The sequence below is a fragment of the Haloarcula ordinaria genome (assembly GCF_029338275.1).
Taxonomy (GTDB): Archaea; Halobacteriota; Halobacteria; order Halobacteriales; family Haloarculaceae; genus Haloarcula; species Haloarcula ordinaria.
On record NZ_CP119789.1, the window covers coordinates 949,419 to 975,255 of the forward strand.

Consider the following 25,837-nt stretch of genomic DNA (forward strand, 5'->3'; position numbering starts at 1 on the left):
GCCTCGCCGTTACCGGGTAGCATGCCAGCCGCACCGGCCTGCCGGACGAACGAGCCCTGGGGTGGCGTCCCGTGACGACGCCGGAGACGCGTCGTCGGTCCATCACCGAGCTAGTCACGAAACACGGCGGGCTCTCCGTCGAGGAGTTGGCGAGCCGCCTCGACGTCTCGGAGTCGACCATCAGACGCGACCTCCGGAACCTCGCCGACCGGAACCTCGTCGAGCGAACGCACGGGGGCGTCGTTCCGGTGACGAACGTCGGTATCGAACACTCGTTCAACCGCCGGCTCATCCAGCACTTAGAGCGCAAACAGGCGATCGCCGACCGCGCCGTCGAGGAGATCTCCGAGGGACACGTCGTCTACTTCGACGCCGGGACGACGACGATGCAGGTCGCCAAGGCGGCCCCGGGCGACGACTCGACCATCGCCGTCACGAGCTCGCCCCTGCTGTTACTCGAGCTGTCGAAATCGGACGGGACAGTGAAGATGACCGGCGGGGAGTATCGACCAGAGACGAAAGCGCTGGTCGGACCGACGACCGAGGACTACATCCGGAACTCCAACTTCGACCTCGCCTTCATCGGCGTCAACGGCATCGAACCCGACGGGATGCTGTCGGCCCCGAACGAATCCGAAGCGAAGATCAAACGGCTCGTCGTCGAGCACTCGGCACGGACCGTCGTCGTCACTGTCGGTGAGAAGTTCGGCGAGCAGAGCTTCCGCCGCTTCGGGTCGATCGACGATATCGACCTCCTCATCACCGACGAGACCGTGCCCGACGACTATCGCGACCTGTTCGAGGACACGGAGCTGGTCGAGGGCGTCTTCGAGGCCAGGACGCACGACTGAGGGACCGTCTCCCGTTTCGCATCCCCGGTAGCGCTCGGGGACGCGATACCTTCAATAGACTGTCGGTGGTGTCCCGGTTCCCACCCTCGTCCCTGGGGGCACAATATTTATTTTTCCGTGGACTGACGCCTCTATTATGTTCGATTCGAACGACGTCATCGACCTGACCAACCCCATCCGCGAGCAGATTCCCGTCTGGCCGAGTTTCCCACCCGTCGAACTCGAACAGACCTCGATCGCCGCGCGCGACGGCTTCACGATGGAGCGACTGGAGATGCGCAGTCACACGGCGACACACATCGACGCCCCGGCGCACTTCATCCCCGAGGGGAAGACGCTCGACGACTTCTCCATCGACCGGTTCATGGGCGAGGGCGTGGTCATCGACCTGACGCCGAAGGAGCCGGAGGAGGCGATTACGCGTGAAGACATCGAGGCCTACGAGGCCGAAATCCAGCCCGGCGACGTCCTCATGCTCCACACCGGCTGGGACGAGTACTACGGGCAGACGCCGGAGTACCTCTTCGAGTTCCCCTACCTGACCGGCGAGGCCGCGGAGTACATCGCCTCGCTCGAACCGAAGGCAGTCGGAACCGAGGGCGCGAGTGTCGGCGGCTGGTACGGCGAGGTCGACGCGCACGGCCCCTCGACCGACGTCCACCCCGCGGACTCGCATCTCCCGCTGCTCGAGAACGACATCATCCCCATCGAGGAGCTGCGGAACCTCGACCAGGTCCTTGACGGCGCGGAGAGCAGGCGCGCGGACTTCTTCTTCACGCCGCTCAACGTTCAGGGGACCGGCGGCTGTTCGGTGCGTGCCTTCGCGATGGTGTAACGCGTCGAGAAGACGGCCGCGCGGTTCTCCGTCGGACGCACAGACGGCTTCCGTGACTATCGTGCGAGCTTGACGGCCGTCGACACCGCGTCGATCATGCTCTGTTCGGAGGCGATGCCCTCGCCAGCGATGTCGAACGCCGTGCCGTGGTCGACGCTCGTCCGGATGATGGGGAGGCCGATGGTGACGTTGACGCCGGAGACGGCGTCCCCGTCGCCGGTGAAGCCGAGCATCTTGATGGGGATGTGGCCCTGGTCGTGGTACATCGAGACGACGCAGTCGAACTCGCCCGAGGCGGCCCGGACGTACACCGTGTCCGGCGGGAGCGGCCCGGTCACGTCGACGCCGGTTTCGGTGACCTGCTCGACGGCCGGTTCGATGGTCTCGGCTTCCTCGTCGCCGAGGAGGCCGCCGTCGCTCGCGTGGGGGTTCAGTCCCGCGACGGCCACCGACGGCTCGTCGATGCCGAGGTCCCGAAGCGCCTCGTCCGTGACGGCGATGGTCGAGGCGACGTCGTCGACGTCGAGGTCACAGGCCTCCCGCAGCGGGATGTGCGTACTGACGTGTGTCACCGTCAGGTCGTCCTCGATGAGCATCATCGAGTAGTCGTCGGTGTCGGTGTAGTCAGCGAGCATCCCCGTGTGGCCCGCGTACTCGCTGCCGGCCATCTTGGTCGCCTGCTTGTTGATGGGCGCGGTGGCCATCGCGTCGATCTCGTCCGCCTGTGCGAGTTCGATGGCCCGCTCGATGTACTCGAGACTCGCCTCGCCGTTCGCCTTCGAGAGCTCACCGTACACGTGGTCGGTGACGTTGTCGAGGTCGATGACGGGGAGGACGTCCGGGTCGCCCGCCGCGTCGAGCGGCGAGTCGACGGGACGGACCGTCAGGTCGGACGCGAACCGGTCAGCCGCGTCCTCCAGGACCGACGCGTCACCGATGACGACGACGGTCGCCGACTCGACGAGCGTCGGGTACGATTTGACGATCACTTCGCTGCCGATGCCCGCGGGGTCACCCATAGTGACGCCTACGGTCGGAGTTCGATCACTCATCACGAAGACCCAGACGAGCGAGGGACTTAATTATTGCTTGCTCGTCGCCGAACCCGCCGGCTTTCGTGACGACCGCCGCCCCGTCCGCGACACCCCCCTCGACGGTCGCGAGCGGGATGCCCGGCGCGACGGCCTCGCCAGCCATGCGCAGCGCCGTCGCGTCGAGGCTGTCGAAGACCGCTCGAGCGGTCTCACCGCCGGTGAGAAAGAGGTTCGACGCTCGCCCGTCACCGACGACGCCCGCGGCCCCGACGGCGAGCGCGTCCGTGACTCGCCGCCGAACTGCCGCACTGTCGACGCCCGCCCGCTCGCCGGCCGCCAGCGCCCGGTCGACGTCGCTCGGGTCGTCGGCACTATGGAGGAGCACGCCGCCGTGTTCGTCGACGCTCTCGCGCCCGCGAGCCGCCAGGTCGGCCCTCGCTTCCGATGGGTCGGTGACCGCCGTCTCGAGGTCGAGCTGTCGCCGCTGGTCGCTCGCCACCGCCACGACCTGTGCGAGCGTCTCCGGGGCGACGCTCCCCGAGACGCCCACGACCGACCGGGAGCGGTCGACGTCGACGCCCGCGCCGGACGGGGTTCCGGGAACGGCGATGTGGCGGGCGAGCCCACCGCTTCCGACGTAGAGACATCGCTCGTCGAGGTCGTCGGCCGCTGTGGCGAGCGTCGCGAGGTGACTGTCCGTGACGGCGTCGCAGGTGACGACGACCGGGCCGTCCGCTGCCGTGGCCAGCGACTCGAAGGTGTCGCCGACGGCGGCTGTGCCGCTCGCGACGGTTTCGACGCCGACGTGTTCGACCGGGTACTCGCTCGACGCGAAGACCTCGGGGAGCGAGTCGTGCGTCGGCGGTCGTTCCTCGTCCTGGCCGGGCGGTGACTCGGTCACGAGCTGGCCGTCGACGAGGTGACAGCCACACGCCGTCACGCGCCCGTTGTCCGGAAACGCCGGCGCGACGACGACGAGGGCGGGGTCGACCGCCCGCGTGGCGGCGTCGACCTCCGCGCGGACGTTCCCACGGAGGGTCGAATCGACCTTCTTGTAGGCGACGGCGGGGTCGCTGTCTTCGAGCACCGTCCGAACGCGGTCGGCGGCTTCTTCAGGGTCCGCGTAGCGCGACTCCGTGTTGTACACGGCGACGTCGGACCGCGGTTCCGCGTCTGTTTGGGTGCCGAGCACGACGCTGGTGTCGTAGTCACGCGTCGCGAACTCGTGGCCGGCGTCACAGCTCCCGGTCAGGTCGTCCGCGACGACGACACACCGGCTCATCGCCCCTCCCTCGACTGATAGTCTCGAGTCCGCTCCACTGGCATGTGCCCGTTCATAGCTCGTATGGTGAGAGACTCCGTAAAGAAACATTCGCACGCGCGCCGCCCAGCAGTGTCTTAGCAGCTATTGATTCAGAGAATCAGAAAGCCCCCGCGTTCTCAGCTCCCGCGGCTCGCTGTGCGCTTCCTTCGCTCACGATGTTCGCTCAGTCCAGTGCTTGCATCGCCGGGGTTCGCTGAGAACGCGGCCCCTTTCAGTCCCGCCCAGGCTGGCTGACCAACCGGCTTCGGATGGGACTGAAAGGGGCGGCTGGCTACGCGAACCTGGCCGACACAAGCACTGCAACGAACGAAGTGAGTGAAGCGCGCAGCGAGGCCCGGGAGCGTAGCCAGCCGGGGCTTTCTGGCTGGTCACTCACGAAACACCGTAGCTAAATACGACCCGTCGGTGAGGGGTAAAACCTAAGCGTCACATCCGACTTGGTACGTACAACATGGAGTTCGAGTTTCCAGACCGCGCCCGTTTGGAGGGGGCCAACGACGCCGAACTGTCCGACCTCCCCCGCGCCTACCGCGTGAGTTGTGTCCGGGACCATCCCACGGTGGACGACGTCACCGCCGCCTCGGTCGACGCGCTGGCCGATATTCCCGAACTCGACGACCTCGAACCGGGGAGCAGCGTCGGTATCACCGCGGGTAGCAGAGGCATCGAAGTCATGCCCGAGGTCCTCGAAGCGATTGTCTCTGAACTGCAGTCCCGCGAGCTCGAACCGTTCATCTTCCCCGCGATGGGCAGTCACGGCGGCGCGACGCCCGAGGGCCAGCGCGAGACGCTCGAGACGCTCGGCGTCACGGCCGAGTCCGTCGGCTGTGAGATTCGCTCGTCGCTCGACGTCGAACAGGTGGGCAGCGACTCGACCGGTCGGCCCGTCTTCGCCGCCGAGGACGCGCTCGACGCTGACGCTGTCTTGCTCGTCAACCGTATCAAACTGCACACGGACTTCGAGGGCGACGTCGAGAGCGGGCTCTGCAAGATGGCCGTCGTCGGACTGGGCAAGCAACGCGGCGCCGACAACATGCACAACGCCGCGCTCGACCGCGGGTTCCACGAGGTCATCCCGGAGTGGGCCGGCATCCTCGTCGAGGAGACGCCCATCGTGGGCGGCGTGGGCATCATCGAGAACGCCGCCGAGGAGGCCGCCGAGATCCACGGCGTCGCCGCGTCGGAGCTGCTGGAGCGCGAGCCCGAACTGCTCGAACGCTCGAAAGAGCACTTCCCCGAACTCCCGGTCGACGACCTGGACCTGCTCGTCGTCGACGCGATGGGCAAGGAGATAAGCGGGACCGGTCTCGACACCAACGTCATCGGCCGGGTCCGGTTCCACAACCAGGTCGAGGTCGACGAGCCCAGGATTACCCGCATCTACGTGCGGTCGCTGACACCAGCGTCCCACGGGAACGCCCTGGGGGTGGGCCTCGCCGACCTCGTCCACCAGGACCTCGCGTCGGAGATCGACTTCGAGGACACGTACGTCAACATCGTGACCAGCGGCGAGACCAACCGGGCGAAACTCCCCTTCGTCGTCCCGAGCGACGCGACGGCCTTCGTCCTCTCGGCGTCGATGACCGGCGTCGCGAGCGCGAGCGACCTCCGCATCGCCCGCATCGAGAGCACGATGGAACCCGGCGAGCTGTGGGTCTCCGAACCGGTCGCCGAGGAACTCGACGACCGCGAGGACATCGAGGTCCACGACGACGGTCCGTGGCGGTTCGACGAGGACGGCGAACTCGCGATGGAGTGGGACTGATAGCGGCGGTTCACGGGCTGCTCGCCGCCGAACCGATGACTGAAAAACAGACCAGGCCGGATTATTCCGCGAACTGCTCGTCGTAGGACTCGATGGCCGCGACGACGTCGTCGTACGATGGCGTCTCACCGGTCCGCACGAACTCACGGGCGAGGGCGTTGCCCAGTGCGACGGCGGCGTGCTCCGGAACGCCCTCGACGAGCCCGAGGGACAGCCCCGCGTTGAAGTGGTCGCCGGCGCTCGTCGTCAGGGCCGGCGACTCGACGGGGGTGACGTCGACGCTCTTCGTTCCGTCCTCGCTCACGACGACCGACTGGCTGACGCTGTGGCCGACGAACCGGTCGACGTCGAGGGCGTCGTACGCGACCTGCGCGTCCTCGACGAGGTCTTCGCCCGTGTGGCCGCCGAGGACGGACGCGAGTTCTTTCGTCTCGTAGCGGTTCGCCGAGACCGTCACGTCGACCTCGGCGGCGAGCCGTCCCGTCGCCGCGACGGTCGCTTCGAGTATCTCGGGGTCGGTCTCGCGGATGTTCGCCGGGTCGAGCAGGACGCGCTCCGGCGGGTCCGTCAGTTTCGGCAACACCGTCTCGCGAAGGCTGTCGAGGATGCCCGCCAGCTCGGGAATCATCGCCCAGTAGCCCATCCCGAGCAGCTTCGCGCCGTCGAGTTCGTCGGCAAGCGTCTCGACGCCGACGCGTGACTCGATGGTCTCCCAGTCGAGCGTCGCCGCACCGCCGCTCTCCATCAGCATGAGCTTCCCGTCGTTGAACTCGATGGCGTCGGTGATGCCGGGGTCGCCCAGCGAGTACATGGTACACCCGTCGAACTCCTCGGCGAAGATGTCGCGCACCGGGTCGCCACACATCCCGACCATCGTCGGGTCGAACCCGAGGGTCTGGTAGGCGCGCGAGAGATGGCTGACGTGGCCGCCCGTCCGCTGCCCGTGGCGCTCCCACGAGATGGCCAGGGAGCTGTCGGCCGCCGCCGACTCCACGATCTCCTCGCCGAGCTCGCTCAGCGTGGTTATCCGTTCGCTCTCTGAGGAACCGGCGTTCGTCCCGGCCTGTCGGACGTTGTCGACGTACCCGTCGAAGCCAAAGACCACGTCGCCGCCGCTGGACTCGGGCGGCAGCTGCTCCTGACACGCGACCACCGCGTCCCGCGTCTGGGCATCCGGGTAGTCAGTCGGCGCCATTCCCCTCGAACCCGTTGGGAACCGCTGCCCGCCCGACTGTGGCGGACGCGTCGACAGCGTGTCTCTCTGCTACACTCGCTCGACACTCGCCAGCGCGTGCAGGGCTATCCCTCAATCTCGTTTCCAGGGCCGTCGGTGCCCGAACGTTTCGCGGTCGCATATATGGCGTTACATCTTTCGTGGTATAAAAAACCGGGTCACAGTGGCCTGGTAGCGTTTCGCACGATTGAGTGGCCGTACGCCGTCTGTTCGCCACCGTCTCACCTGCGTACCCATCGCCTGCCCCAGCATCGACGTCTCTCGTGACGGTCAGTCACGCACTCTCGACGTGGGCCACGGAACTGAATCGGAGGCGACGGGCGCAGTGCGCGCGGTATGGTAATCATGACAGACGAACTGTCGCCTCCGAGTCGCGCCGCTGTGGTACCCGAACGCACATCGGCGTTCCCTGCAGCTGTTCGCTCCAGGGTAGTTCACGCTTCGACAACATCATTATTAAATCTGTGGACCAGGACACCGGTTCTGTTCTCTGTCCGGCAACCAGTCGGCTGGCTGGGGACCAACCGCGTGGTGGCTCTGTGGGACGCAGCGGCGGGCCGCTGTAACTATATATTCCCGGAACAAGCTGAAGAGGACTCCGCTAACCGAAATAGACGTCTAAAAGGGCAAGTATGAAACCACTTTGCGAGAGAACAGACTCAAATAAGGCAATATAAGAGTTAAAATCTGACAATATAAACTCGAAATTTCGAAGATGCACATAGAAGTGGTCTAGTAGAACTATTAGTGGATTTTCGGTGAGATAAATGAGTCGAATCCCCAGATTTGTCGTAGTTTGACCAGTAATTTATGGACAAGTCTCGAGACAGACGGCCGCTGTCTCGTTAGCGATCGACCACTGGGGCGAATTCGACGGCCTAATTCCACTCCAAACTACATATCTTCTCCCCATCTATATAGACAATATACTGGACCGTACCAATAATATAAACCCGTTTAATACTCCGTCCCCCTTCATCAGGTGATGGCGCACGACTCAAACCGTCTCTCGGACCGCGTATCGCGGCGCAAGTTCATCGCGACGACTGGTGCGGCCGGCGTCGCAACTGTTGCAGGTTGTTCTAGCGGTGACGGCGGCTCCGGTGGCAGCTCCGACGGCAGCAGTTCCGATGGCGGTAGTTCCGACGGGGGCAGTTCAGAGGAGACAGAGGCGGAAATGGACGAATCGGCCGACAGCTCCGACGATTCGGGCAGCTCCTCCGGGAGCATCTCGCCGCTCGAATCGGGTGGTTCGTCGACGGTCTACCCAATCATGAACTCGGCCGCGTCGTACTGGAACGCGAACCGACCGGCCAGTGACAGCGAGTACTGGCCACACGGCGAGTACGACATTGATACAGACCTGAACCTCGCCGACTACTGGGGCAGCCTCTACGGCTTCGAGCCGGGCGAGGACGGCGACCCACCGTTTAATTTCACGGTCGGCCTCTCTCACTCCGGGACCGGCGTCGAGAAGGTCATGAACGGCCAGCACGACATTGGCAACTCCTCGGGGAACGTCGAGGACGAGCTCCCGGACCGTGACTCCTACGACGACTTCGTCGACCACGTCGTCGGTGTTGACGGCCAGCCGCTCGTCGTCTCCCAGGAAATCGCCGACGCCGGCGTCGAACAGATTACTGGCGACGAACTCAAGGGCCTATATAAGGGCCGAATCACCAACTGGAGCGAACTCGGCGGTCCGGACCGCGAAATCCAGGTGCTGGGCCGCGTCAAGGGCTCCGGCACTCGAACCTCCTTCGTGAGCAACGTCTTCGGCAACCCCGAGGAGGACACCACAGTTGCAAACCGCTACGGCCAGAACCAGCGCCTCGCGCAGGCCATCGCCCAGGCCGACAACGCGATCAGCTACCTCGCGCTCGCGTTCATCAACACGCAGGGGATCGCGCCCATCGCCCTCGAGTGGGAAGGTACGACCTACGCCTACCAGGACGACGAGAACGGCCTAGACTCCACGGCGTACCCGCTCTCGCGTGACCTGCACTGCTACACGTGGCAGGGCACCTCCGAGAAGGAGGCCGCCGTCATCAACATGGTCCTCAACGACTTCGGACAGGACATCTTCGTCGCCCCGAACAACTACTTCACGCTCGGTGCCCGCCGACAGGAAGAACAGATGGCGAAGCTCCCCGACCAGGTCTAATCCCCACCGCTTCGGCCCTACCCCGGGTCGTTCGCACGTCGGCCAGTGCCCGGAAGACGAACTCCCGCCGAACGAAATACAGTGAACTTTTGATACCGTGAACTTTTGGTACTACACGAAATGATGGACGATGTCAGGGTAACGGCACGTGAAACGATACTTGGCGGAGACGCCACCGAGGGGTCGTTACTGGCCGTCGGTGCCTCTGCGGTGACGCTGGTCGCGTTGCTTCTGGTCTTTCTCTTCCGACCGGTCTTCGCCCTCCCCGTTTTCGGGGCGTTCGTCTTCGTGACTGCCATCGGCTGGACGACGTATCAGGCTGAAATCGCCCGACTGCTCACACTGCTCGCGACCGTACTGACGGTCCTGACGGTGGCGTTTATCACCATCTTCCTCTTTTCGAGTGCCCTGCCCGCGTTCCTCGAACACGGCTTCGGGCTCGTGCTCATCCCCGAGAAGAACGGGCAGGCGCGCTGGTTCTTCTGGCTCGAGGCGGTTCTCCCGAGCGACTCGACGTTCTGGAACCCCCTCAGTGGGGCCTACTCGTTGATTCCGATGATTTGGGGGACCGTCCTGGTCACTATTATCGCCGGGGCCGTCGCGGGGCCGCTCGGTATCTTCGGCGCGCTCTTCATCGCCGAAGTCGCCAGCGACGGCCTGCGCGAGGTCGTCAAGCCCGGCGTCGAGATTCTCGCCGGTATCCCCTCCATCGTCTACGGCTTCATCGGCTTCCAGGTGCTCAACAGCTTCATCCAGGTGAACTTCCTCGACGACGGTGCGAGCTTTCTCATCGCGGGGCTCGTCGTCGGCGTCATGGCGCTCCCGACCGTCGTCTCGGTCGGTGAAGACGCGTTGTCGAGCGTCCCGAGCGCGATGGGTGACGGCTCGGTCGCCATGGGCGCGACCGAGTGGCAGACGATGAAGAGCATCTCCATCCCCGCCGCCTTCTCCGGCATCTCCGCGGGAATCATCCTGGGACTCGGCCGGGCCATCGGCGAGACGATGGCCGTCGCCGCCATCATGGCGTCGGGGACCACGTTCGCCGACCCGCTCTTCGACATCTTCGACGCGAACGCGACCCTGACTAGCCTCATCGCGACCCAGTACGGCAGCGCCTCCGAGAGCACAATCGACGTGCTCTTCGTCGCTGGCGTGATGCTGTTCGTCATCGTCGCCGGCATGAGCATCGTCTCCCAGTACATCGAACAGCAGATGGAAGCGAAACTGAAGGGGCAACAATGAGCGACGCATACGCCAACGAGAACGCGCTGGTCAGTGCCGAATCGAACGTCTACGACAGGGGCGTCGACGCCGCCATCTCACTCACCATCGTCGGCTTCGCCGTCGCCCTGATCTCGCTGGTCAACATCGTCGCGCTCGACGCGAGCGGGACCGCTCTCGGCCAGTTCTTCCTGACGCTGCTCGCCGTCGTCGTCGGCGGCGTCGGCATCGTCGGCCTCGCGTCCTACACGAACGTCGCCCCCGTCACCTCACAGCGCGTCCGTGGCATCGGCTTCGGACTGCTCGTCACGACGCTGGTGCTGACAGTCCTCGCCTTCGGACTGGGCGTCTCGCTGGCGACACTCCTCGGACTCGTCCTCCTGTTCGAGGCCCTGTCCGTCGCGACCGCCGGCGTCGTCTCTCGGATGGATCTCGTCGACACGGAACCGAACATGAGCGCCGGCCTGCTGGCCGGGGGCGCTTACGGCGTCATCGGCCTCGCCATCGGCGCGGCGCTCGGCGGGACGTTCGTCGGCTTCGAGTCGCTGCTCTGGCCGGTCGTCTCGCTTGCCGCTGGAGCGGGGATGGCGGCACTCGCCATCTTCCCACGCGAGGACCTCGGGTCGACGCTCCCGACGGCCCTCGTCGTCGGCCTGCTCGGCGCAGTCATCGCCACGTCTGTGCTTGGCGTCTCCTGGCAGTGGAACCCCCAGACCCTCTCCGGGGGGTTCACCGGGACTGCGATGATTCCGGTCTTCGTGCTGTTCTCCTCGGTGCTCGCGGCCTGGTCGGCCGCGAAGGCCCGCGCGGGTTTCGGTGCCCGTGGCCGGGAGTACGGTGCGTTCCTCGTCATCAACCTGAACGCGTTCCTGATGCTCTCGGTGATGGCCACCATCGTGGTGTTCGTGACGGTGAAGGGCGTCGGCTTCGCGTTCCACGGCCTCTCTATCGGCGCGCTGGCCGCGCTCGTCCTCCTCTCGCCGCTGCTCGTCGGGGCACTCCAGATTGCTCGCACGCCCGCGGGGACCAACGAGTGGCACAGCGGGGCCCGGCAGGTCCTGCGCGTCCTCCCGCTCGCGGCGGTCGGTTCCGTCGCCGCCGTTCTCCTCTCGGTGCTCGCGACGGGCAACGCGCTCGCGTACGAGTTCACCTACTTCGTGCTGGTCAATCGGGCCGAGCAACCGCTGGACACCGCCGTCTCGGTGACGCCCGAGACGACCGTCGGCGCGCTGGTGCTCGTCGGCCCGGCGCTCGTCCTCTTCGTATACTTCTTCCGTCGCTACGGCTCGCTGCGGGGCGTCGGCAGTCGCTTCGAGCGCGCCGAAATCTTCAGGCAGGTCGTTCCGCTGGCGGTGCTGGGTATCGCGGCGCTCATCTTCGTCTTCCTGGTCGGTGGTCCGACGCCGCTCGGCCTCCCGCTCGGGGGGACGCTCGGTGTGGCCGTCGTCTACCTCGGCTCGCTTGCGGCCGCCGGCCTGGCACTCCTCCCGCTGGCCAGTGCCCTCACCGGCGACGGTGACCTGAGCGAGCGGGCCCAGGACCGGGCGCAGCTGTTCACGCTCGGCGTCTTCGGCGGGCTCGCGCTGCTGACCACTGTCCTCTTCCTCCAGCCGGTCGCCCAGGTGACGCCGAGTCTCGGTCCGGTCAACGCCGTGGCCGCGATGGGGCTGCTGGGCGCCGTCGGGTCGCTCTCGACGGCCGCGCTCACGACGGTCGCTCGGCGGGGGACCGATGAGACGCTCCCCCAGCGACTCCTCGCAGAGGAGACGCGCCTCGCGCTCGCCGGCGCGGCCGGCTTCCTCGCGCTGGTGGGCCTGCACGTGGCCGTCACCGGCGTCCCGCTGTTTGTGGTCGGCTTCGCCGTCGCCAACGCCGGGACGTTCTCCTGGCCGATGGTGATGCAGGCGTACATCCCGCTGGGCGCGGAACCCGGCGGTATCATGCCGGCCATCGTCGGCACGGTGTGGCTGGTCGTCGGCGCGACCCTCTTCGCCGTCCCGCTGGGCCTCGGTGCCGCGGTCTTCCTGACCGAGTACGCCGAACAGGGTCGGTTCACGGCCATCGTCGAGATCGCGACCAATGCGCTGTGGTCCACGCCGAGCATCGTCTTCGGCCTCTTCGGCGCGGCGTTCCTCATCCCGCGCATCGGCGGCGACGAGTCGCTGCTCGCCGGGATGCTCGTGCTGGGCTTCATGCTCCTCCCGCTGGTGCTCATCACTTCGCGGGAGGCCATCAAGGCCGTCCCCGACGAGTACCGGGACGCGAGCGCCGCGCTGGGCGTGACCCAGTGGGAGACCATCCGGAGCGTCGTCGTCCCGGCCGCGATGCCCGGCGTCATCACCGGCGTCATCCTCGGCGTCGGCCGCATCGCCGGCGAGACGGCCCCGCTCATCCTGGTGCTGGGGTCGACGCTGAACGCCACGGAGTCGGCCGAGGTCATCCAGGGCTTCCGGTTCATGGCCGAACCGCCGTTCGTCGCCAACGAGGCGTTGCTCTCCGCGTCCGCCTCGCTGCCGACCCAGGTGTGGGCCGTCATCGCCGCCGGCGTCAGCGGGTCGCCGTCGATGGGGTGGGCGACGGCCTTCATCCTGCTGATGGTGGTGCTGACGTTCTACGCCGTCGGTATCATCGCCCGGACCTACTTCAGGAGGAAACTGAACTATGAGTGATTCAATGACAGAGACAGAACCCGAGCGCACCACGAGCCAGACGACGACCACGACCGCCGGCGAGACCGACGAGCGGGTCCGCGAGGAGTGGACCGACTACCGCTTCGACGGCCCGGCGAAACTCTCCGTCGAGGACCTCAACGTCTGGTACGGGGACGACCACGCCATCAAGGACGTCTCGATGGACATCCCCGAGAACAGCGTCACGGCGCTCATCGGCCCCTCGGGCTGTGGGAAGTCCACCTTCCTCCGGTGTCTCAACCGGATGAACGACCGCATCAAGATCGCCCGCATCGAGGGCTCGGTCGAACTGGACGGGATGGAGATCTACAATCCCAACGCGAACCTCGTCGAACTGCGAAAGCGCATCGGGATGGTGTTCCAGTCGCCCAACCCGTTCCCGAAGTCCATCCGGGACAACATCTCCTACGGCCCGCGCAAACACGGCGACATCAACAAGGGCCTGCTCGCGCGCCTCTTCGGCCGCGACGACACCGCCGCGGAGACGGAACTCGTCGAGCGCGCGCTCAAGCAGGCCGCGCTCTGGGACGAGGTTAGCGACCGCCTGGACGACAACGCGCTGGGCCTCTCGGGCGGCCAGCAACAGCGCCTCTGCATCGCCCGCGCGCTGGCGACCGACCCCGAGGTCATCCTGATGGACGAACCGGCCTCCGCGCTGGACCCCATCGCCACCTCGAAGATCGAGGACCTCGTGGCCGAGCTCTCGAAGGACTACACCGTCGTCATCGTCACGCACAACATGCAGCAGGCGGCCCGCATCTCCGACCAGACCGCCGTCTTCCTCACGGGCGGTGAACTCGTCGAGTACGACGACACCGACAAGATCTTCGAGAACCCCGAGAGCCAGCGCGTCGAGGACTACGTCACCGGCAAGTTCGGGTGATCCCCCGTGGCCCGTGAGCCCTACCAGGAGGCCCTTTCGGACCTCCGGAACGACGTGCTCGCGATGGGTGAACTCGTCGGCGACCGCCTCGAGATGGCGCTCGACGCCCTCGAGACCGGCGACGAGGACCTCGCCCGGACGGTCGTCGAGGGCGACGACGAGGTCAACGACCTGTATCTCTCGCTCGAGGACCGCTGTGTGGACCTCATCGCCCTCCAGCAACCGGTCGCCGGCGACCTCCGGCTGGTGGCCGCCTCGTTCAAGATTCTCACCGACCTCGAACGCATCGGCGACCTGGCCTCGAACCTGGCCGGCTACGCCCTGGCGGCGAGCGACGACCTCACGCCGGAGGTGGCCATCGACGACATCGGTCGTGACGCCCTCGCCCTCTTAGAGCGGAGTCTGGCGGCCTACGAGAGCGAGGACGCCGATGCGTGCCGGGCCATCGCGGACGCAGACGACGACATCGACGCGCTCTGTCAGCACGCGAGCGAGACGGTCGTCCGCGACCTCATCCAGCGCGAGGCCGACGAGGACCTGTGGGGCGTCGAACAGCTGCTCGACGACGTCTCGCGGGTCCTGCTCATCATCCGTGACCTCGAACGCGTCGGTGACCACGCGGTGAACATCGCCGCGCGGACGCTGTACATGGTCGACACCAGCACCGAACTCATCTACTGACCGACTGCCGACCCGGGCTGCAACTGACACAACCGGGCCCGCCGACGTGGTCTCACTCCCGCCAGGCCGCCCACTCTCGGTGGGCCTCGGCGACGCTGGCGATCTCCGCGCCGCGCAGCGCCCCCTGTTCCGTGAGGACTGCCGTCACCGCGTCGGCCGGCGTCACGTCGAACGTCGGGTTCGCAACCGCGACGGACTTCTCACCGTCGTACACCTCGCTCGCGTCGCGCGGTTCGAGGTCGTAGCCGTCGCCGGTCGCCACCTTGTCGCTGGCGGCCACGACGAACACGTCGATGCCGTCGCGGGCCGCAGCAATCGCGGCCGCCCGCGTCCCTGCCTTGTTGACCACGCGGCCGTCCGGGAGGACACGGTCGGCCCCGACGAGCACCGCGCCAGCGTCCCAGTCGACGAGTTCGAACGCGAACGCGGCGTCGGTCGTCAGCGTCACGTCGTGGTCGGCGGCCAGTGACTCGGCGACGCCGACGCCCTCACCGCCTGGCCGGGACTCGGCGACGAGGACGTTCTCGGCAGCGGCTTCCCGTATCGCCGCCTCGACCGTCCCCGACCGCGAGAGCGTCGCCACCCTGTCGGGGAGTCGCTCGGCAGCCAGCGAAGCGGCCGCTCCGTCGGCATCCACCGATTGTTCGACGGCGCCCGTCGCGGCTCGTTCGACGGCAACAGCCGTCCCGTCGCCGCTCGCCGCGACCATGACGCGGTTCACGCGGTTCGCGACGACGGCCATCGAGGGGCGAGTGTCCAGCAGCCGCTCGGCCAGGTCGGCCAGGTCGTCCCAGTCGTCGCCGCCCCGCTCGGCGGTCTCCAGGTCGTCCCACCGGCCCGATGCAGCCAGCGCGGCCTCGTCGCGCAGGACGTCGAGCGCCCGCAGCGAGAGCCAGGCCGACCCGTGGACGGTGTCCTCGGCGACGGTCCCGACCCGAGGACGTACCCGGTCGTAGGACGTCCACAGGCGCGGGACCGTCTCCCGACGGAGTATCTCTGGCGGGGCGACCCACGCGAACTCGGTCGTCTCCTCGTTGGTCGCCACCGACCGCGAGTCACAGTCGAAGAGGAACGGGTGGACGACCCACCGGGTCCCGTGCTCCGCGTCTTCGACGGGGAAGGATGCGCCGGTCTCGACGAGCGTCACCGCGTCGGCCAGGGCGACTTCCTCGTCTATCTCGGCCCGGGCGGCCGTCTCCGGGTCGCGCTCTTCGCCTTCGTCGTCGGCGACGTGGCCCGCGACGCCGCCCCACTGGCCCTGATACGACCCGACGGCGTCGCTCCGACGCAGGAGTAGTATCTCCCCCTCGTTGCGCAGGAAGCAGGTGACGACGTGGCGCTCGTCCATACGGGACTGTCGCGCGCCCGGGCAATGAGGCTGGGGGCTACAGCGCGTCGAGCAGCGCGTCGACGTCCTCGCGGGTGTTGAACACGTGGACCGAGGCCCTGACGGCGTCCGGGTGGGGGAGCGAGCGGACGACGATGCCCTCGTCGGCGAGACGCTCGACCGTCGCTTCGGGGTCGTCGGCGGCGAACGTCACCAGCCCGGATTCGTACTCGGCGGGACTCAACACCCGGTCGCCCAGTCCGGCCTTGAGGCGGTCGGTGAGCGTTTCGACGTGTGACTGGACGGTGTCGAGGCCGACGGCCTCCATCGTCTCGACGGCCTCGGCCAGCGCGACGTAGGGGGCCGGCGACGTCGTCCCGACCTCGAAGCGGCGGCCCCCCTCGTGGTAGGTGTAGTCGGCGGCCGTGGGGTCGGTGACGCTCCGGTAGCCGATGCGGGTCTGTCGCAGTCGGTCGTGGGCTTCGGGGTCGACGTAGAGGAAGCCGCTCCCCCACACGCCCAGTAGCCACTTGTGGCCCGCCATCGCGACGAAGTCGGCCCCCCACTCCGTGACGTCGACCGGGTGCTGGCCCACCGACTGGACCGCGTCGACGAGCACCTGCGCACCGGCGTCGTGGGCGATATCGACTACCTCGCCGACCGGGAGCCGGGTCCCGTGGGTCCACGTGAGCGAACTCAGCGACACGAGCCGCGCGTCCGCGACCGTCGCTTTCACCTCCGCCATGTCCAGCCGTCCCTGCTCGGTCTCGAGAACGCGGACCTCGACGTCGTGTGTGTCGACCAGGCGGTCCCACGGCAGCGTCCCGGCGGGGTGTTCCAGGTCGGTCCTGACCACCACGTCGCCCGGCTGCCAGTCGATGGCGCCCGCGACGAGGTTGACGCCGTCGGCCGTGCTGCGGGTGAACGCGACGTCGTCGGGGGCGGCACCGACGTGGCCCGCCACGACCTCGCGGGCGGCGGCCAGCGCGCTCCAGGCGACTTTGTAGGGTCCCTCCCCTGCCGGCGCTTCGAAGGCGTGGCGCTCCAGGAACCCCGTCGCGGCACTAACGACGTTCCGTGGGCTCGGACCGCTCGCGCCCGTGTTGAAGTACGTACACCGTTCCAGCGCCGGAATCGACGCGCGGAGGTCCGCTGGGTTCATAGTCGGCATACGGCCACCGCCGTCTTGAGGACTGTGCCACCGCCGGGGCCGACACCATCTCGGCCAAGGATTAGACTCGTCTAATTAAAGACTTTGAACGGAACTATTAATTGGTTCGGGTGACTCTCTCCCAGTAATGACTACTCGTGACACGCAGTCCGAACCTGACAGACCACTCTCTCGCCGACAGGCGCTGGCCGCCGGCGGGTCGCTGCTCGCCGGTGCGTTCGCCGGCTGTATCGGTGACGGTGCCGGCGGCGGACAGACGACCGGCGACACGACGGACGACGACGGTCCCGTGGCCGTCGCCTCGTTTTTCAGCTTCTACGACTTCGCCCGGAAGATCGCGCGCGGGACGCCCATCGAGGTGCGCAACCTCGTCCCGACCGGGCTGCACGGGCACGGCTGGGAACCGAACGCGAGCATCACGCGGGAGGTACTCGACGCGGACGCGTTCATCCACGTCGGCGAGGACTTCCAGCCGTGGGCCGACCGCACCATCCAGACGCTCGAGGACGACGACGCCGACACGCAACTCATCAACGTCCGCGAGGGCGTCGAACTGGTCGACCTCGCGGCGAGTCTCGACCCCGAGGAGGAGGGCGTCGGCGAGGGTCGAGCCCAGGACCCGCACTTCTGGCTGGACCCCCTTCGGGCGAAACAGTCCGTCGACAACATCGCCGAGGGACTGGTCGCCCTCGCACCCGACCACGAGTCGACGCTCCGCGAGAACGCTACGGCCTACAAGACGGACGTACTCGACCGCATCGACGCCGACTACCAGCGCATCTTCGAGGCCGCCGACCGCGACGTCGTCCAGCTCGCGGCCCACAACGCCTTCCAGTACGTCGGCGTCAGATACGGCATCCAGATGCGACCGCTGGTCGTGAACCTCGCCGCGAGCGGTGACGTCCGGCCGTCGGACATCACCGAGGCGAAGCGGGTCATCGACGAGAACGACATCCGGTACATCGGCGCGGCCGTCTTCGAGACGCGCCGCCCGGCCCAGCAGCTACTCTCCGAGACCGCCGTCGAGGCCTACTACCCCGTCACGCCCTACGCGGGCGTCCGCGAAGACTGGGTCGAACAGGGCTGGGGCTACGAGGAGATCGCCGACAACATCAACATGCCGACCTTCGAGGTCGTGCTCGGGAACACGGCCCCCGAGGACGTCGCCATCGATGGCTGGAACGAGCGCTGGAGGAACTTCGAATGACTTCGGACGACACTCGGGAGCCGACGGGGGCCGACCCGGTCATCGAACTCGAAGACGTCGCGTTCGGCTACACGGCCACGCCCGTCGTCGAGGACATATCGCTTCGCATCGACAGGGGCGAGTACGTCGCCGTCGTCGGCCCGAACGGCTCTGGCAAGTCGACGCTGCTGCGGCTGATGCTCGGGCTGAACCGGCCCGACTCCGGCCAGGCGCGCCTGTTCGGCGCCCCATCCCACCGGTTCGACGACGGGTCGCGCATCGGCTACGTCGCCCAGCACGCGAGCGCCTCGAAGGAGATGCCCATCACGGTCCGGGAGGTCGTGAAGATGGGTCGATTCCCGCACGTCGGCTTCGGTCGCCTCTCCCAGCGCGACTGGCAGATCGTCGACCGGGCGCTCGACACCGTCGGGATGACCGCCTTCGCGGACCGCCGGGTGACCCAGCTGTCGGGCGGGCAGCGCCAGCGGACGTTCATCGCCCGGGCGCTCGCCGGCGAGGCGGACCTGCTCGTCCTCGACGAGCCAACTGTCGGTGTCGACGCCGAGTCGGTCGAGGCGTTCTACGAACTCCTCGACTCGCTGCACGGCGACGGCATCACGATACTGCTCATCGAACACGACCTCCGTGCGGTCACCGAGCACGCCGAGCGAGTGGTCTGTCTCAACCGCGAGGTGTACTTCGACGGGCCCACCGCGGAGTTCGTCGACAGCGACGCGCTGGCGCGTGCGTTCGGCACGGCGATGCCCGTCGGGGGTGACGCCTGATGGACCTGCTGCTCGTCGCCCTCCAGTCGAGCTCGCTCGACGTGGTACTCTGGCCGCTGTACCTGTTGCTGGAGCTGTGGACGGACCTGCTGTTCTGGGTCGCCGCAGTGACGGGTCTGGAACTGCTCGAGTACCGCTTCATGCACCGCGCCATCCTCGTCGGGCTCTGTATCGGCGTGATGGCGCCGCTCATCGGGACCTTCCTCGTCCACCGACAGCTCGCGCTCATCGGTGACGCGCTCGCCCACACCGCCTTCGCCGGCGTCGCTATCGGGCTCTTCCTCAACGGCGTCTTCAGCCTCGGCGTCTCGCCGTATCTGACCGCCGTGGTCGTCGCCATGGTGGCGGCGCTGCTCATCGAACTCATCTCCGAGGCGACCGACGCCTACAACGACGTGTCGATGGCCATCGTCCTCTCGACCGGGTTCGCGCTGGGGACGGTCCTCATCAGCCTCAACGCCGGCGGCCTCGCGGTCGGCATCAACCAGTTCCTCTTTGGCAACCTCTCGACGGTGTCGATGGAGAACGCCGCCATCCTGCTCGTGCTCTTCACCATCATCGTCGTGACCGTCGCGGTCACGCGAAACCAGCTGCTCTACGTCACCTTCGACGAGACGGCCGCCGCCGTCTCCGGGCTCTCGGTCGACTGGTACAACCGCATCATGGTGATGCTCACCGCGCTCGTCGTCGTCGGCGCGATGCAGATCATGGGCGTCATCCTGGTCGCCGCGATGCTCGTCGTCCCCGTCGCGGGCGCGGCGCAGGTCTCCCGGAGCTTCACCGAGTCGCTGGTCGTCTCGGTCGTGCTCGCCGAACTCGCCGTCCTGCTCGGCATCGGCGTCTCGTACTACGGCGGGGCGACGGCGGGCGGCGTCATCGTCCTCGTGGCCGTCACCATCTACGTCGCCGCCGTCGCGCTCGGGAAGGTGCAGACGGCCATGGGCGACGACACGGTCGCCGACGTCGGGAGTATCGCCCCCGACGACGTCGACTCGCCCTCCGACTGAGGCGTACTGTTACACCAGGGCGGCACCGACGATTCCGCCGATTCCGACGCCGGCTAATGCCGAGAAGAGGGTCCCGCCGGCGTACAACCCTGCCGCTCGCGGGTGGCCGAGTTCGGCCAGGCGCACGGTCTCGAACGCGAACGACGAGAACGTCGTGAACGCGCCACAGAACCCCGTCCCGGCCACGAGGAGGACACTCTCGCCGACGGGAGCCGCGACCAGCGCGCCCAGCAGGACGCTCCCGAGGACGTTCACCGCCAGCGTGTCGGCCCGGTCGCGCTCGAGGCGCGTGCCCACGAGGTGGCGACCGAGCGCACCCGCGACGCCGCCAAGTCCGACGAGGAGCAGGGGGTTCACGAGACCCACCTCGCGACGAGTCGGCCGAGGACGACGGCGATGAAGGCGAGCGCGTAGTTCGCGGCGACGTTCCCCACCGCCAGCATCGGCGCGAGGTCGCTGGTCTGGACAGCGAAGGTGCTGTAGGTGGTAAACGAGGAGAGGAATCCCGTCCCGAGCACGAGGCGCGTCTCCGCCGAGAGCACGTCGGCGAGGTGAGCCTCGTACAGCAGGACGCCCAGCGCGAAACTCCCCAGGACATTGACCACCAGGGTCCCGACCACGGCACCGTCCAGGGACGCGAGTGCGGGCGTCGAGAGGGAGATGGAGTGGCGCAGGACGGCCCCGACGAAGCCCCCGACCGCGACGAGCAGGAGTGGCTCGGCCCGCGAGAGGGCGTGTCCGTCGCTCATTGGTGGGGACACAGTTCGGGGCTATTCGTCAGTTGTGGTTGGCGGTGGGGGAGTCGACTGCTGTCTCACCTCCCCTGCTGACCGCCGACGCCCGTGGACTCTCACCCCCGTGGGGCGTCCGTCGCTCTCGAACCCGGACGGTGTGGCTCGCTTCGGTGGCGTCGTCGACGACGAACGCCGTCCCCGTCTCGTTGGGCAGGCCCCGTTCGAGGCCGTCGCCGAGGTAGGTCGGCCGGGCGGCCGTCAGCGCGTCGACGTCCGCCCGGCTCGTCAGTCGATGGGCGACGAGCAGGTCGGCTTGCGAGACGGTGACGGCCGGGAGCGCACTGGGTCGCTGCGTCGCGAGCCAGCAACTCACACCGGGCTGGCGACCTCTGGTGACGAGTCGCCGGAGCGGGCGGGCTGCCACGCCGTCGGTGAACGCGTGGGCCTCGTCGACGAGCAGCCAGGGCAGCCGGTCGGTGGCGTCCTCGACCCGTGCTTCGTAGAGCACGTTCGAAACTGCCGCGAGCACGGCGCCGGCGGGTCCGGCGTCGAGGCCGGCCAGGTCGAGGACGGTCACCCCGTCGGCACAGAGGCGCCAGGCGCCCAGGCCGTCGGGGTCGAAGACGTCCCAGGACGCCGCGAGGTCGAGGTGGTTCGTGGCCGCGCGCTGTGCGGCGTCGTCGGCGTCAGCATCTCCCGTCCACTCGCGCATCCCGTCGAGCGTCGAGTGTTCCTGTGCCGCCTGCCAGACGAGCGCGCCCGCGCCGCTCTCGGGCGGCAGGTCCAGGACGGTACACCACTGGCGAGGTCCGAGGCTGTCCGCCCGGACCGTCGGGTCGACCCGGCGTGCCTCGATACGACTCGCTGGCCCGGTGAGTGGCCCGAACGCGCCCATCGGGTCCGCGACCACCGGCGTCACGCCCGCCGCGTCCGCCAGTCCTTCGAGGAGGACGCCAAATGTGTAGGTCTTCCCGCTGCCGCGTTTCCCCACGACCAGGCCGACGTGTGGCCGGTCGACGTCGAGCGCCACGCTCGTGCCGTGGCTCCCGTCCCGTGCTCGGTAGCGTCCCAGCGTCGCGACCGGCCCGTCGTCGGGCCCCGACTCGCGTCCGATGACGACCATGGCGGGGCTGGACCCCTCCTCCTATTTGAACCTCCGTCCGAGGGTTCAAGTGCGAACCCGGGCCCAGACCGGCCCATGTTCGAGGCACTGCGGCGCGACGACCGCGCCATCGAGGGACTGCCGATTCGACTGGTCATCGCGCTCGTCGTGGGCGTCGCCTGCTTGAGCGTGATGATGAGTACGATTTCGGGGATGGAGACGCTACAGGTCACCGAGGTCGACGTCGAACCCGAGCCGGAGGTGACGGCCCCAGGGCCACAGAACGTGACCGTCACCGTCGTCGACCCCGATGGTGGGCCGGTCGCGGGGGCGACGGTCGTCGCGATGGGCGGAACGGCGACCCTCTCGGGGGTGGCGACGGCCGAGACGAACGCCCGCGGGAACGCCACGTTCTCGCTCTCGCCCTCGCTCGGGCCGAACCAGCGGGAGGGGACCGTCACGTTCGACGTGAAACCGCCCGCCGGGAGCAACTACCGGGACGACCGGTCGAACACGGCCCTGCTGGTGGTCGGGTCGTGACCGCGGAACCCCTCTCAGAAAGCCCGGCGGCTACCGGTCCCAGTCGATCCACTCTTGCTCCCAGCCGTTCCGGGACTGCGCCGACCGCCGGGCGTGTTCACGGTCCTCCCGGCGCGTCCGGTTGCGCTCGACGGTGTCGGCCTGCTCGCCGTCGACGAGCATCGGCTGGAAGGCGACGCTCCCCAGGCGCTGGCTGACGCCGTCGGGCGTCACGATGGCGAGCGTCTGCTGGCTGGCACCGAGCGGCATCACGAGCTGGCCGTCCGGCGCCAGCTGCTCGACCAGCGCACGCGGGGGTTCGATGGCCGCCGCCTCGACGAGAATGCGGTCGTAGGGGGCGTACTCCGGGAGGCCGCCGGCGCCGTCCCGACAGTCGACGAGGACGGCCTTGTAGCCCGCTTCCGCGAGGTTCGACCGTGCTTCGATGACCAGCCGGCGGGTGATGTCGATGGCCTGTACGTTTGCGGCGCCGACGTGTTCGGCGAGCACGGCGGCGGTGTAGCCCACGCCCGCGCCGACGACGAGCACCGAGTCGTCAGCGTTGGGGTCGAGCGCTTCGAGCAGCCTGGCGGCGGTGTTGGGCGCGAGTACGCGGGTCCCGAGGCGCTCGAACGGCCGGTCGGAGTAGGCCTGCTCGTCGCCGACGAACGCCTCGCGCGGCACTGCTCGCATCGCAGTCGAGAGCCAGTCGCTGTGCACGACGCTCTTGCTGTCGTGTTCCAGGCTCGCGACCATATCGTCCCGCAGTACCGCCGGGTCCATAGGTGAGTGTTCGACCGGAGGTATATCAATGACGCGCCCGGCGCTACTGCAACCGGACGAACCGCACGGCGCCGTGGGTATCGGTCGACAGCGAGCCATCGGGATGGCGCCGAGCGCTGACGAGTCGCTGTCGGTCGCGGCCGACCGGCGCGAGCACCAGCCCGCCGGGCTGGGTCTGCTCGACGACGGGCTGCGGTAACGACGGCGCCGCACAGGTCAGGTAGGTGCGCTCGTACGGGGCGTGTTCGGGCCAGCCGCGTTTCCCGTCGCCGACGCGTATCGAGACGTCGCCGTAGCCGAGCGACGAGAGCGTCTCGCGGGCACGCTCGGCGAGCGACGCCCGGTACTCGACGCTGTAGACGTGCTCCGGGCCGACGAGTTCGGCGGCGACGGCGGCGTGGTACCCACAGCCGGTACCGATTTCGAGGACGGTGTCGCCGTGCTGGAGGTCCAGCAGGTCGAGCATCCTGACGACCATGTGGGGCGCCGAGATGGTCTGGCCCTCGCCGATGGGGAGCGGGTGGTCCTTGTACGAAGCCTCACGACGTGATTCGGGGACGAAGCGGTGTCGCGGAACCGCAGCGAGCGCGTCGACGACGGCCTCGTCGAACTGGCCGCTCCGGCCGAGGCGCTCGGCGAGCGCCGCTCGCTGTCGCCCCCAGTCGGGCATGCTACCAGGCCGACCAGGCCGTGGTCGACTCGTCGCGGACCAGCAGTCGGGTGATGTCCTTCGCGAAGGCCATGTCGCCGTCGAAGTCCAGTTTCTCGTGCTGGTAACCGTGGGCATCGTCGCGGACGTGGATGCCCTCGACGGTGAACTCCTCGTCGCCGAACTGCTCGGTCTCGCCGACGACGAACTCGAAGTCGCCGGGGACCTGGAGCTTGGAGCTCTCGGTCTCGTCGTGCCGCCCGTCTTTCGGGTGCATCGTGACGTTGATGGCCACGTTCCCGACGGCCCGTGACCAGACGGTCTCGACGTCGGTGACGGGCGCTTCCTCGGTGCGTCCGTCGGTGGTCTCCAGACTCGTGATGCGGACGGTCATGACCGCCTCCTCGGTCTCTAGGAGGAACTCCTCGCCGACCTTCAGGTCCTCGTCTTCGGGGACGTCGACCTGTGCCGAGAAGGAGTCGCCGTCCTGCGAGACGACGACGTCGGTCTGGACGGTCCGTTCCTCGGGCAGTCGTTCCTTGTGGACGTGGTCACAGGCGGTGCAGCGGACCGTGACCTGCCCCCCGGGTTTGAGCACCTCGTGGACGGTCTCCAGGTCGGGTGAACAGGCCGGGCACGGCAACGCGATGCGGTCGCCCGGTGTAGCGTCAGTCATATCCACCGTTCTAGCGCCCTGGCGTAAATGGTCGTCGCACCGGCGCTATCCGTGGTCTGCACTCCCATGCCGACCGGTGACGCCCTCGCTCACTGGCCGAGGGGTGCCGGACGTGGGCAGGGTCGCCGCTCACTCACCACGAGGAAGTTCCACTTCCTCGCCGTCCGCATACACGGTCGGCTCCATCAGGATACCGTCGAGATGCAGCGGCGCGTGGACGTCCCCACCGATGGCGTGGTCGTCGCCGATGGCGATGTGGACCGTGCCGGCGGCCTTCTCGTCTAGCAGGACCGACCCGACCAGTTCGGTGACGGCGACGTTGGTTCCGATGCCGAGCTCCGCGAGGTTGTAGGCGTCATCGCCGACCTCCTCGGCGGCGTCTTCGACCTGCCCGCGAATCTCCGGGTCGGAGATGTCGGTCACCTGGCCGTCTTCGACCGCAAAGGAGAGCAGTTCCCCGTCGAGTTTCCCGTGGGGGCGCATCGTCCCGTCGACGACGAAGGTGCCGTCGGCCGTCTCCGGCGAGACGAACACCTCGCCGGCCGGGAGGTTCGACATCTCGCCTGGTTCGTGGACGATACCGGTGTCGAGGTGCCACTCCCGCGAGCCGAGGCCGAAGGTGATGTCGGTCCCCTTCGGCGTCGTGACCCTCATTTCGTCGGCGTCGCCGACCTGGTCGAGGACGTCCCGGCAGTGCTGGGCGATGGCTTCGTAGTCGGCGTCCAGTCCCATCAGGAACACGCCCTCGGTGATGCCCGGCAGCGTCGCGACCCGGGCCCCGGCCGCGTTGGCCTCGCTGCGAGCCTCGGTGTGGGTCAGGCTCTTCGTGGTGGGTGCGAGCACCACGTCCGCCGTCTCCATCGCGCCGGCGACCGGTGCCGGCGGCTCCTCGCCGTGCTGGTCGCCCGGCGGGTAGCGGACGAAGACGCTGTCGTCGGTCGTCTCGCTCGCGACGCGGTACAGCGCCTCGCCGATGGCCTTGCGCTTGTCGTCGGTGACGACGGCACACGATTCGCTGGCCTGGAGGTTCAGACACTGGTGGATGGCAGTCTCCGCTGGCTTGCGGAGCGAGGAGTTGTCCATACGACCCAGTTGCCCGCCGTCGAATTAACTCTTGATACGACGGGCCCGAGACGCTCCGTTCCGGACCAGTCCGGTGCTCCCATCCGCCGTTAGTACAACAATCCGAGTTAATTTCTCTACGAAAATTACCGAA

The 25,837-nt window shown here is 67.7% G+C and carries 24 protein-coding genes; 12 read left to right on the plus strand and 12 right to left on the minus strand.

Features of this window, described 5'->3' with window-relative positions; all coding sequences use genetic code 11:
* Window positions 1-71 precede the first annotated feature (71 nt).
* Complete coding sequence (gene glpR / locus P1L41_RS05065; RefSeq protein WP_276297781.1) at window positions 72-851, plus strand: HTH-type transcriptional regulator GlpR; 780 nt, start codon at window positions 72-74, stop codon at window positions 849-851.
* Between the two features lie 136 nt (window positions 852-987).
* On the plus strand, window positions 988-1,686 hold the full coding sequence (locus tag P1L41_RS05070; RefSeq protein ID WP_276297782.1) for a cyclase family protein: 699 nt from the start codon (window positions 988-990) through the stop codon (window positions 1,684-1,686).
* A 56-nt stretch (window positions 1,687-1,742) separates the two neighbouring features.
* Here the strand turns inward: P1L41_RS05070 and pdxA are convergent, their stop codons facing one another.
* On the minus strand, window positions 1,743-2,741 hold the full coding sequence (gene pdxA, locus P1L41_RS05075) for a 4-hydroxythreonine-4-phosphate dehydrogenase PdxA (protein ID WP_379788490.1): 999 nt from the start codon (window positions 2,739-2,741) through the stop codon (window positions 1,743-1,745).
* Window positions 2,731-4,002: a four-carbon acid sugar kinase family protein gene (locus tag P1L41_RS05080; RefSeq protein WP_276297784.1), complete on the minus strand. Its 1,272-nt coding sequence runs from the start codon at window positions 4,000-4,002 to the stop codon at window positions 2,731-2,733. The genes pdxA and P1L41_RS05080 overlap by 11 nt, the downstream gene beginning before the upstream one ends.
* 493 nt (window positions 4,003-4,495) lie before the next feature.
* Between P1L41_RS05080 and P1L41_RS05085 the strand changes: the two genes are divergently transcribed.
* Window positions 4,496-5,809, plus strand: coding sequence for a nickel pincer cofactor-dependent isomerase, group 22 (locus P1L41_RS05085; protein WP_276297785.1), 1,314 nt, complete (start codon window positions 4,496-4,498; stop codon window positions 5,807-5,809).
* A gap of 61 nt (window positions 5,810-5,870) precedes the next feature.
* On the opposite strand, the gene P1L41_RS05090 is transcribed toward P1L41_RS05085, so the two are convergent.
* Entirely contained in the window at window positions 5,871-7,004 is a 1,134-nt protein-coding gene (locus P1L41_RS05090; protein WP_276297786.1) for a PfkB family carbohydrate kinase, read from the minus strand.
* Window positions 7,005-8,028: 1,024 nt separating this feature from the next.
* On the opposite strand from P1L41_RS05090, the gene P1L41_RS05095 reads away from it, so the two are divergent.
* The 5 genes from P1L41_RS05095 (at window position 8,029) to phoU (ending at window position 14,682) form a co-directional block, all read left to right on the plus strand.
* Window positions 8,029-9,207 carry a PstS family phosphate ABC transporter substrate-binding protein gene (locus P1L41_RS05095; RefSeq protein WP_276297787.1) on the plus strand — a complete coding sequence of 393 codons (1,179 nt, stop codon included), beginning with the start codon at window positions 8,029-8,031 and terminating at the stop codon, window positions 9,205-9,207.
* A 123-nt stretch (window positions 9,208-9,330) separates the two neighbouring features.
* Window positions 9,331-10,449 carry a phosphate ABC transporter permease subunit PstC gene (pstC, locus tag P1L41_RS05100; protein WP_276297788.1) on the plus strand — a complete coding sequence of 373 codons (1,119 nt, stop codon included), beginning with the start codon at window positions 9,331-9,333 and terminating at the stop codon, window positions 10,447-10,449.
* On the plus strand, window positions 10,446-13,097 hold the full coding sequence (pstA, locus tag P1L41_RS05105; RefSeq protein WP_276297789.1) for a phosphate ABC transporter permease PstA: 2,652 nt from the start codon (window positions 10,446-10,448) through the stop codon (window positions 13,095-13,097). Before pstC ends, pstA begins: the two co-directional genes overlap by 4 nt.
* Window positions 13,090-14,001, plus strand: coding sequence for a phosphate ABC transporter ATP-binding protein PstB (gene pstB, locus P1L41_RS05110; RefSeq protein WP_276297790.1), 912 nt, complete (start codon window positions 13,090-13,092; stop codon window positions 13,999-14,001). Before pstA ends, pstB begins: the two co-directional genes overlap by 8 nt.
* Window positions 14,002-14,007: 6 nt before the next feature.
* The gene (gene phoU / locus P1L41_RS05115; protein ID WP_276297791.1) at window positions 14,008-14,682 is read left to right on the plus strand and encodes a phosphate signaling complex protein PhoU; all 675 of its coding nucleotides are present in this window, start codon (window positions 14,008-14,010) and stop codon (window positions 14,680-14,682) included.
* 52 nt (window positions 14,683-14,734) lie between these two features.
* On the opposite strand, the gene P1L41_RS05120 is transcribed toward phoU, so the two are convergent.
* Window positions 14,735-16,030 carry an eIF2B alpha/beta/delta subunit family protein gene (locus tag P1L41_RS05120; protein WP_276297792.1) on the minus strand — a complete coding sequence of 432 codons (1,296 nt, stop codon included), beginning with the start codon at window positions 16,028-16,030 and terminating at the stop codon, window positions 14,735-14,737.
* Window positions 16,031-16,067: 37 nt separating this feature from the next.
* Entirely contained in the window at window positions 16,068-17,171 is a 1,104-nt protein-coding gene (locus tag P1L41_RS05125) for an aminotransferase class V-fold PLP-dependent enzyme (protein ID WP_276298438.1), read from the minus strand.
* A gap of 136 nt (window positions 17,172-17,307) precedes the next feature.
* On the opposite strand from P1L41_RS05125, the gene P1L41_RS05130 reads away from it, so the two are divergent.
* From P1L41_RS05130 to P1L41_RS05140, 3 genes are read left to right on the plus strand one after another with little or no spacing between them, the layout of a single operon-like run.
* On the plus strand, window positions 17,308-18,387 hold the full coding sequence (locus P1L41_RS05130) for a metal ABC transporter substrate-binding protein (protein ID WP_276297793.1): 1,080 nt from the start codon (window positions 17,308-17,310) through the stop codon (window positions 18,385-18,387).
* Complete coding sequence (locus P1L41_RS05135) at window positions 18,384-19,151, plus strand: metal ABC transporter ATP-binding protein (protein ID WP_276297794.1); 768 nt, start codon at window positions 18,384-18,386, stop codon at window positions 19,149-19,151. The genes P1L41_RS05130 and P1L41_RS05135 overlap by 4 nt, the downstream gene beginning before the upstream one ends.
* Complete coding sequence (locus P1L41_RS05140) at window positions 19,151-20,158, plus strand: metal ABC transporter permease (protein ID WP_276297795.1); 1,008 nt, start codon at window positions 19,151-19,153, stop codon at window positions 20,156-20,158. Before P1L41_RS05135 ends, P1L41_RS05140 begins: the two co-directional genes overlap by 1 nt.
* Before the next feature lie 9 nt (window positions 20,159-20,167).
* On the opposite strand, the gene P1L41_RS05145 is transcribed toward P1L41_RS05140, so the two are convergent.
* Genes P1L41_RS05145 through P1L41_RS05155 form a run of 3 tightly spaced genes read right to left on the minus strand, consistent with a single transcriptional unit; the run spans window position 20,168 to window position 22,015 of the window.
* A complete protein-coding gene (locus P1L41_RS05145) occupies window positions 20,168-20,515 on the minus strand; it encodes a fluoride efflux transporter FluC (RefSeq protein WP_276297796.1) in 348 nt (115 codons plus the stop codon).
* A complete protein-coding gene (locus tag P1L41_RS05150) occupies window positions 20,512-20,907 on the minus strand; it encodes a fluoride efflux transporter FluC (protein ID WP_276297797.1) in 396 nt (131 codons plus the stop codon). Before P1L41_RS05150 ends, P1L41_RS05145 begins: the two co-directional genes overlap by 4 nt.
* Window positions 20,908-20,935: 28 nt before the next feature.
* Window positions 20,936-22,015, minus strand: a complete 1,080-nt coding sequence (locus tag P1L41_RS05155; protein ID WP_276297798.1) for an ATP-binding protein — start codon at window positions 22,013-22,015, stop codon at window positions 20,936-20,938.
* 75 nt (window positions 22,016-22,090) lie between these two features.
* Between P1L41_RS05155 and P1L41_RS05160 the strand changes: the two genes are divergently transcribed.
* Complete coding sequence (locus tag P1L41_RS05160) at window positions 22,091-22,534, plus strand: DUF7382 domain-containing protein (RefSeq protein ID WP_276297799.1); 444 nt, start codon at window positions 22,091-22,093, stop codon at window positions 22,532-22,534.
* A gap of 30 nt (window positions 22,535-22,564) precedes the next feature.
* Here the strand turns inward: P1L41_RS05160 and P1L41_RS05165 are convergent, their stop codons facing one another.
* The 4 genes from P1L41_RS05165 to P1L41_RS05180 all read right to left on the minus strand — a co-directional run bounded on the left by P1L41_RS05165 (window position 22,565) and on the right by P1L41_RS05180 (window position 25,704).
* Window positions 22,565-23,296: a protein-L-isoaspartate O-methyltransferase family protein gene (locus P1L41_RS05165; protein WP_276297800.1), complete on the minus strand. Its 732-nt coding sequence runs from the start codon at window positions 23,294-23,296 to the stop codon at window positions 22,565-22,567.
* A 43-nt stretch (window positions 23,297-23,339) separates the two neighbouring features.
* Entirely contained in the window at window positions 23,340-23,966 is a 627-nt protein-coding gene (locus tag P1L41_RS05170) for a protein-L-isoaspartate(D-aspartate) O-methyltransferase (RefSeq protein WP_276297801.1), read from the minus strand.
* A gap of 1 nt (window position 23,967) precedes the next feature.
* Window positions 23,968-24,621, minus strand: a complete 654-nt coding sequence (locus P1L41_RS05175; RefSeq protein WP_276297802.1) for an HVO_0476 family zinc finger protein — start codon at window positions 24,619-24,621, stop codon at window positions 23,968-23,970.
* A 129-nt stretch (window positions 24,622-24,750) separates the two neighbouring features.
* On the minus strand, window positions 24,751-25,704 hold the full coding sequence (locus P1L41_RS05180) for an aminopeptidase (RefSeq protein ID WP_276297803.1): 954 nt from the start codon (window positions 25,702-25,704) through the stop codon (window positions 24,751-24,753).
* Window positions 25,705-25,837 lie beyond the last annotated feature (133 nt).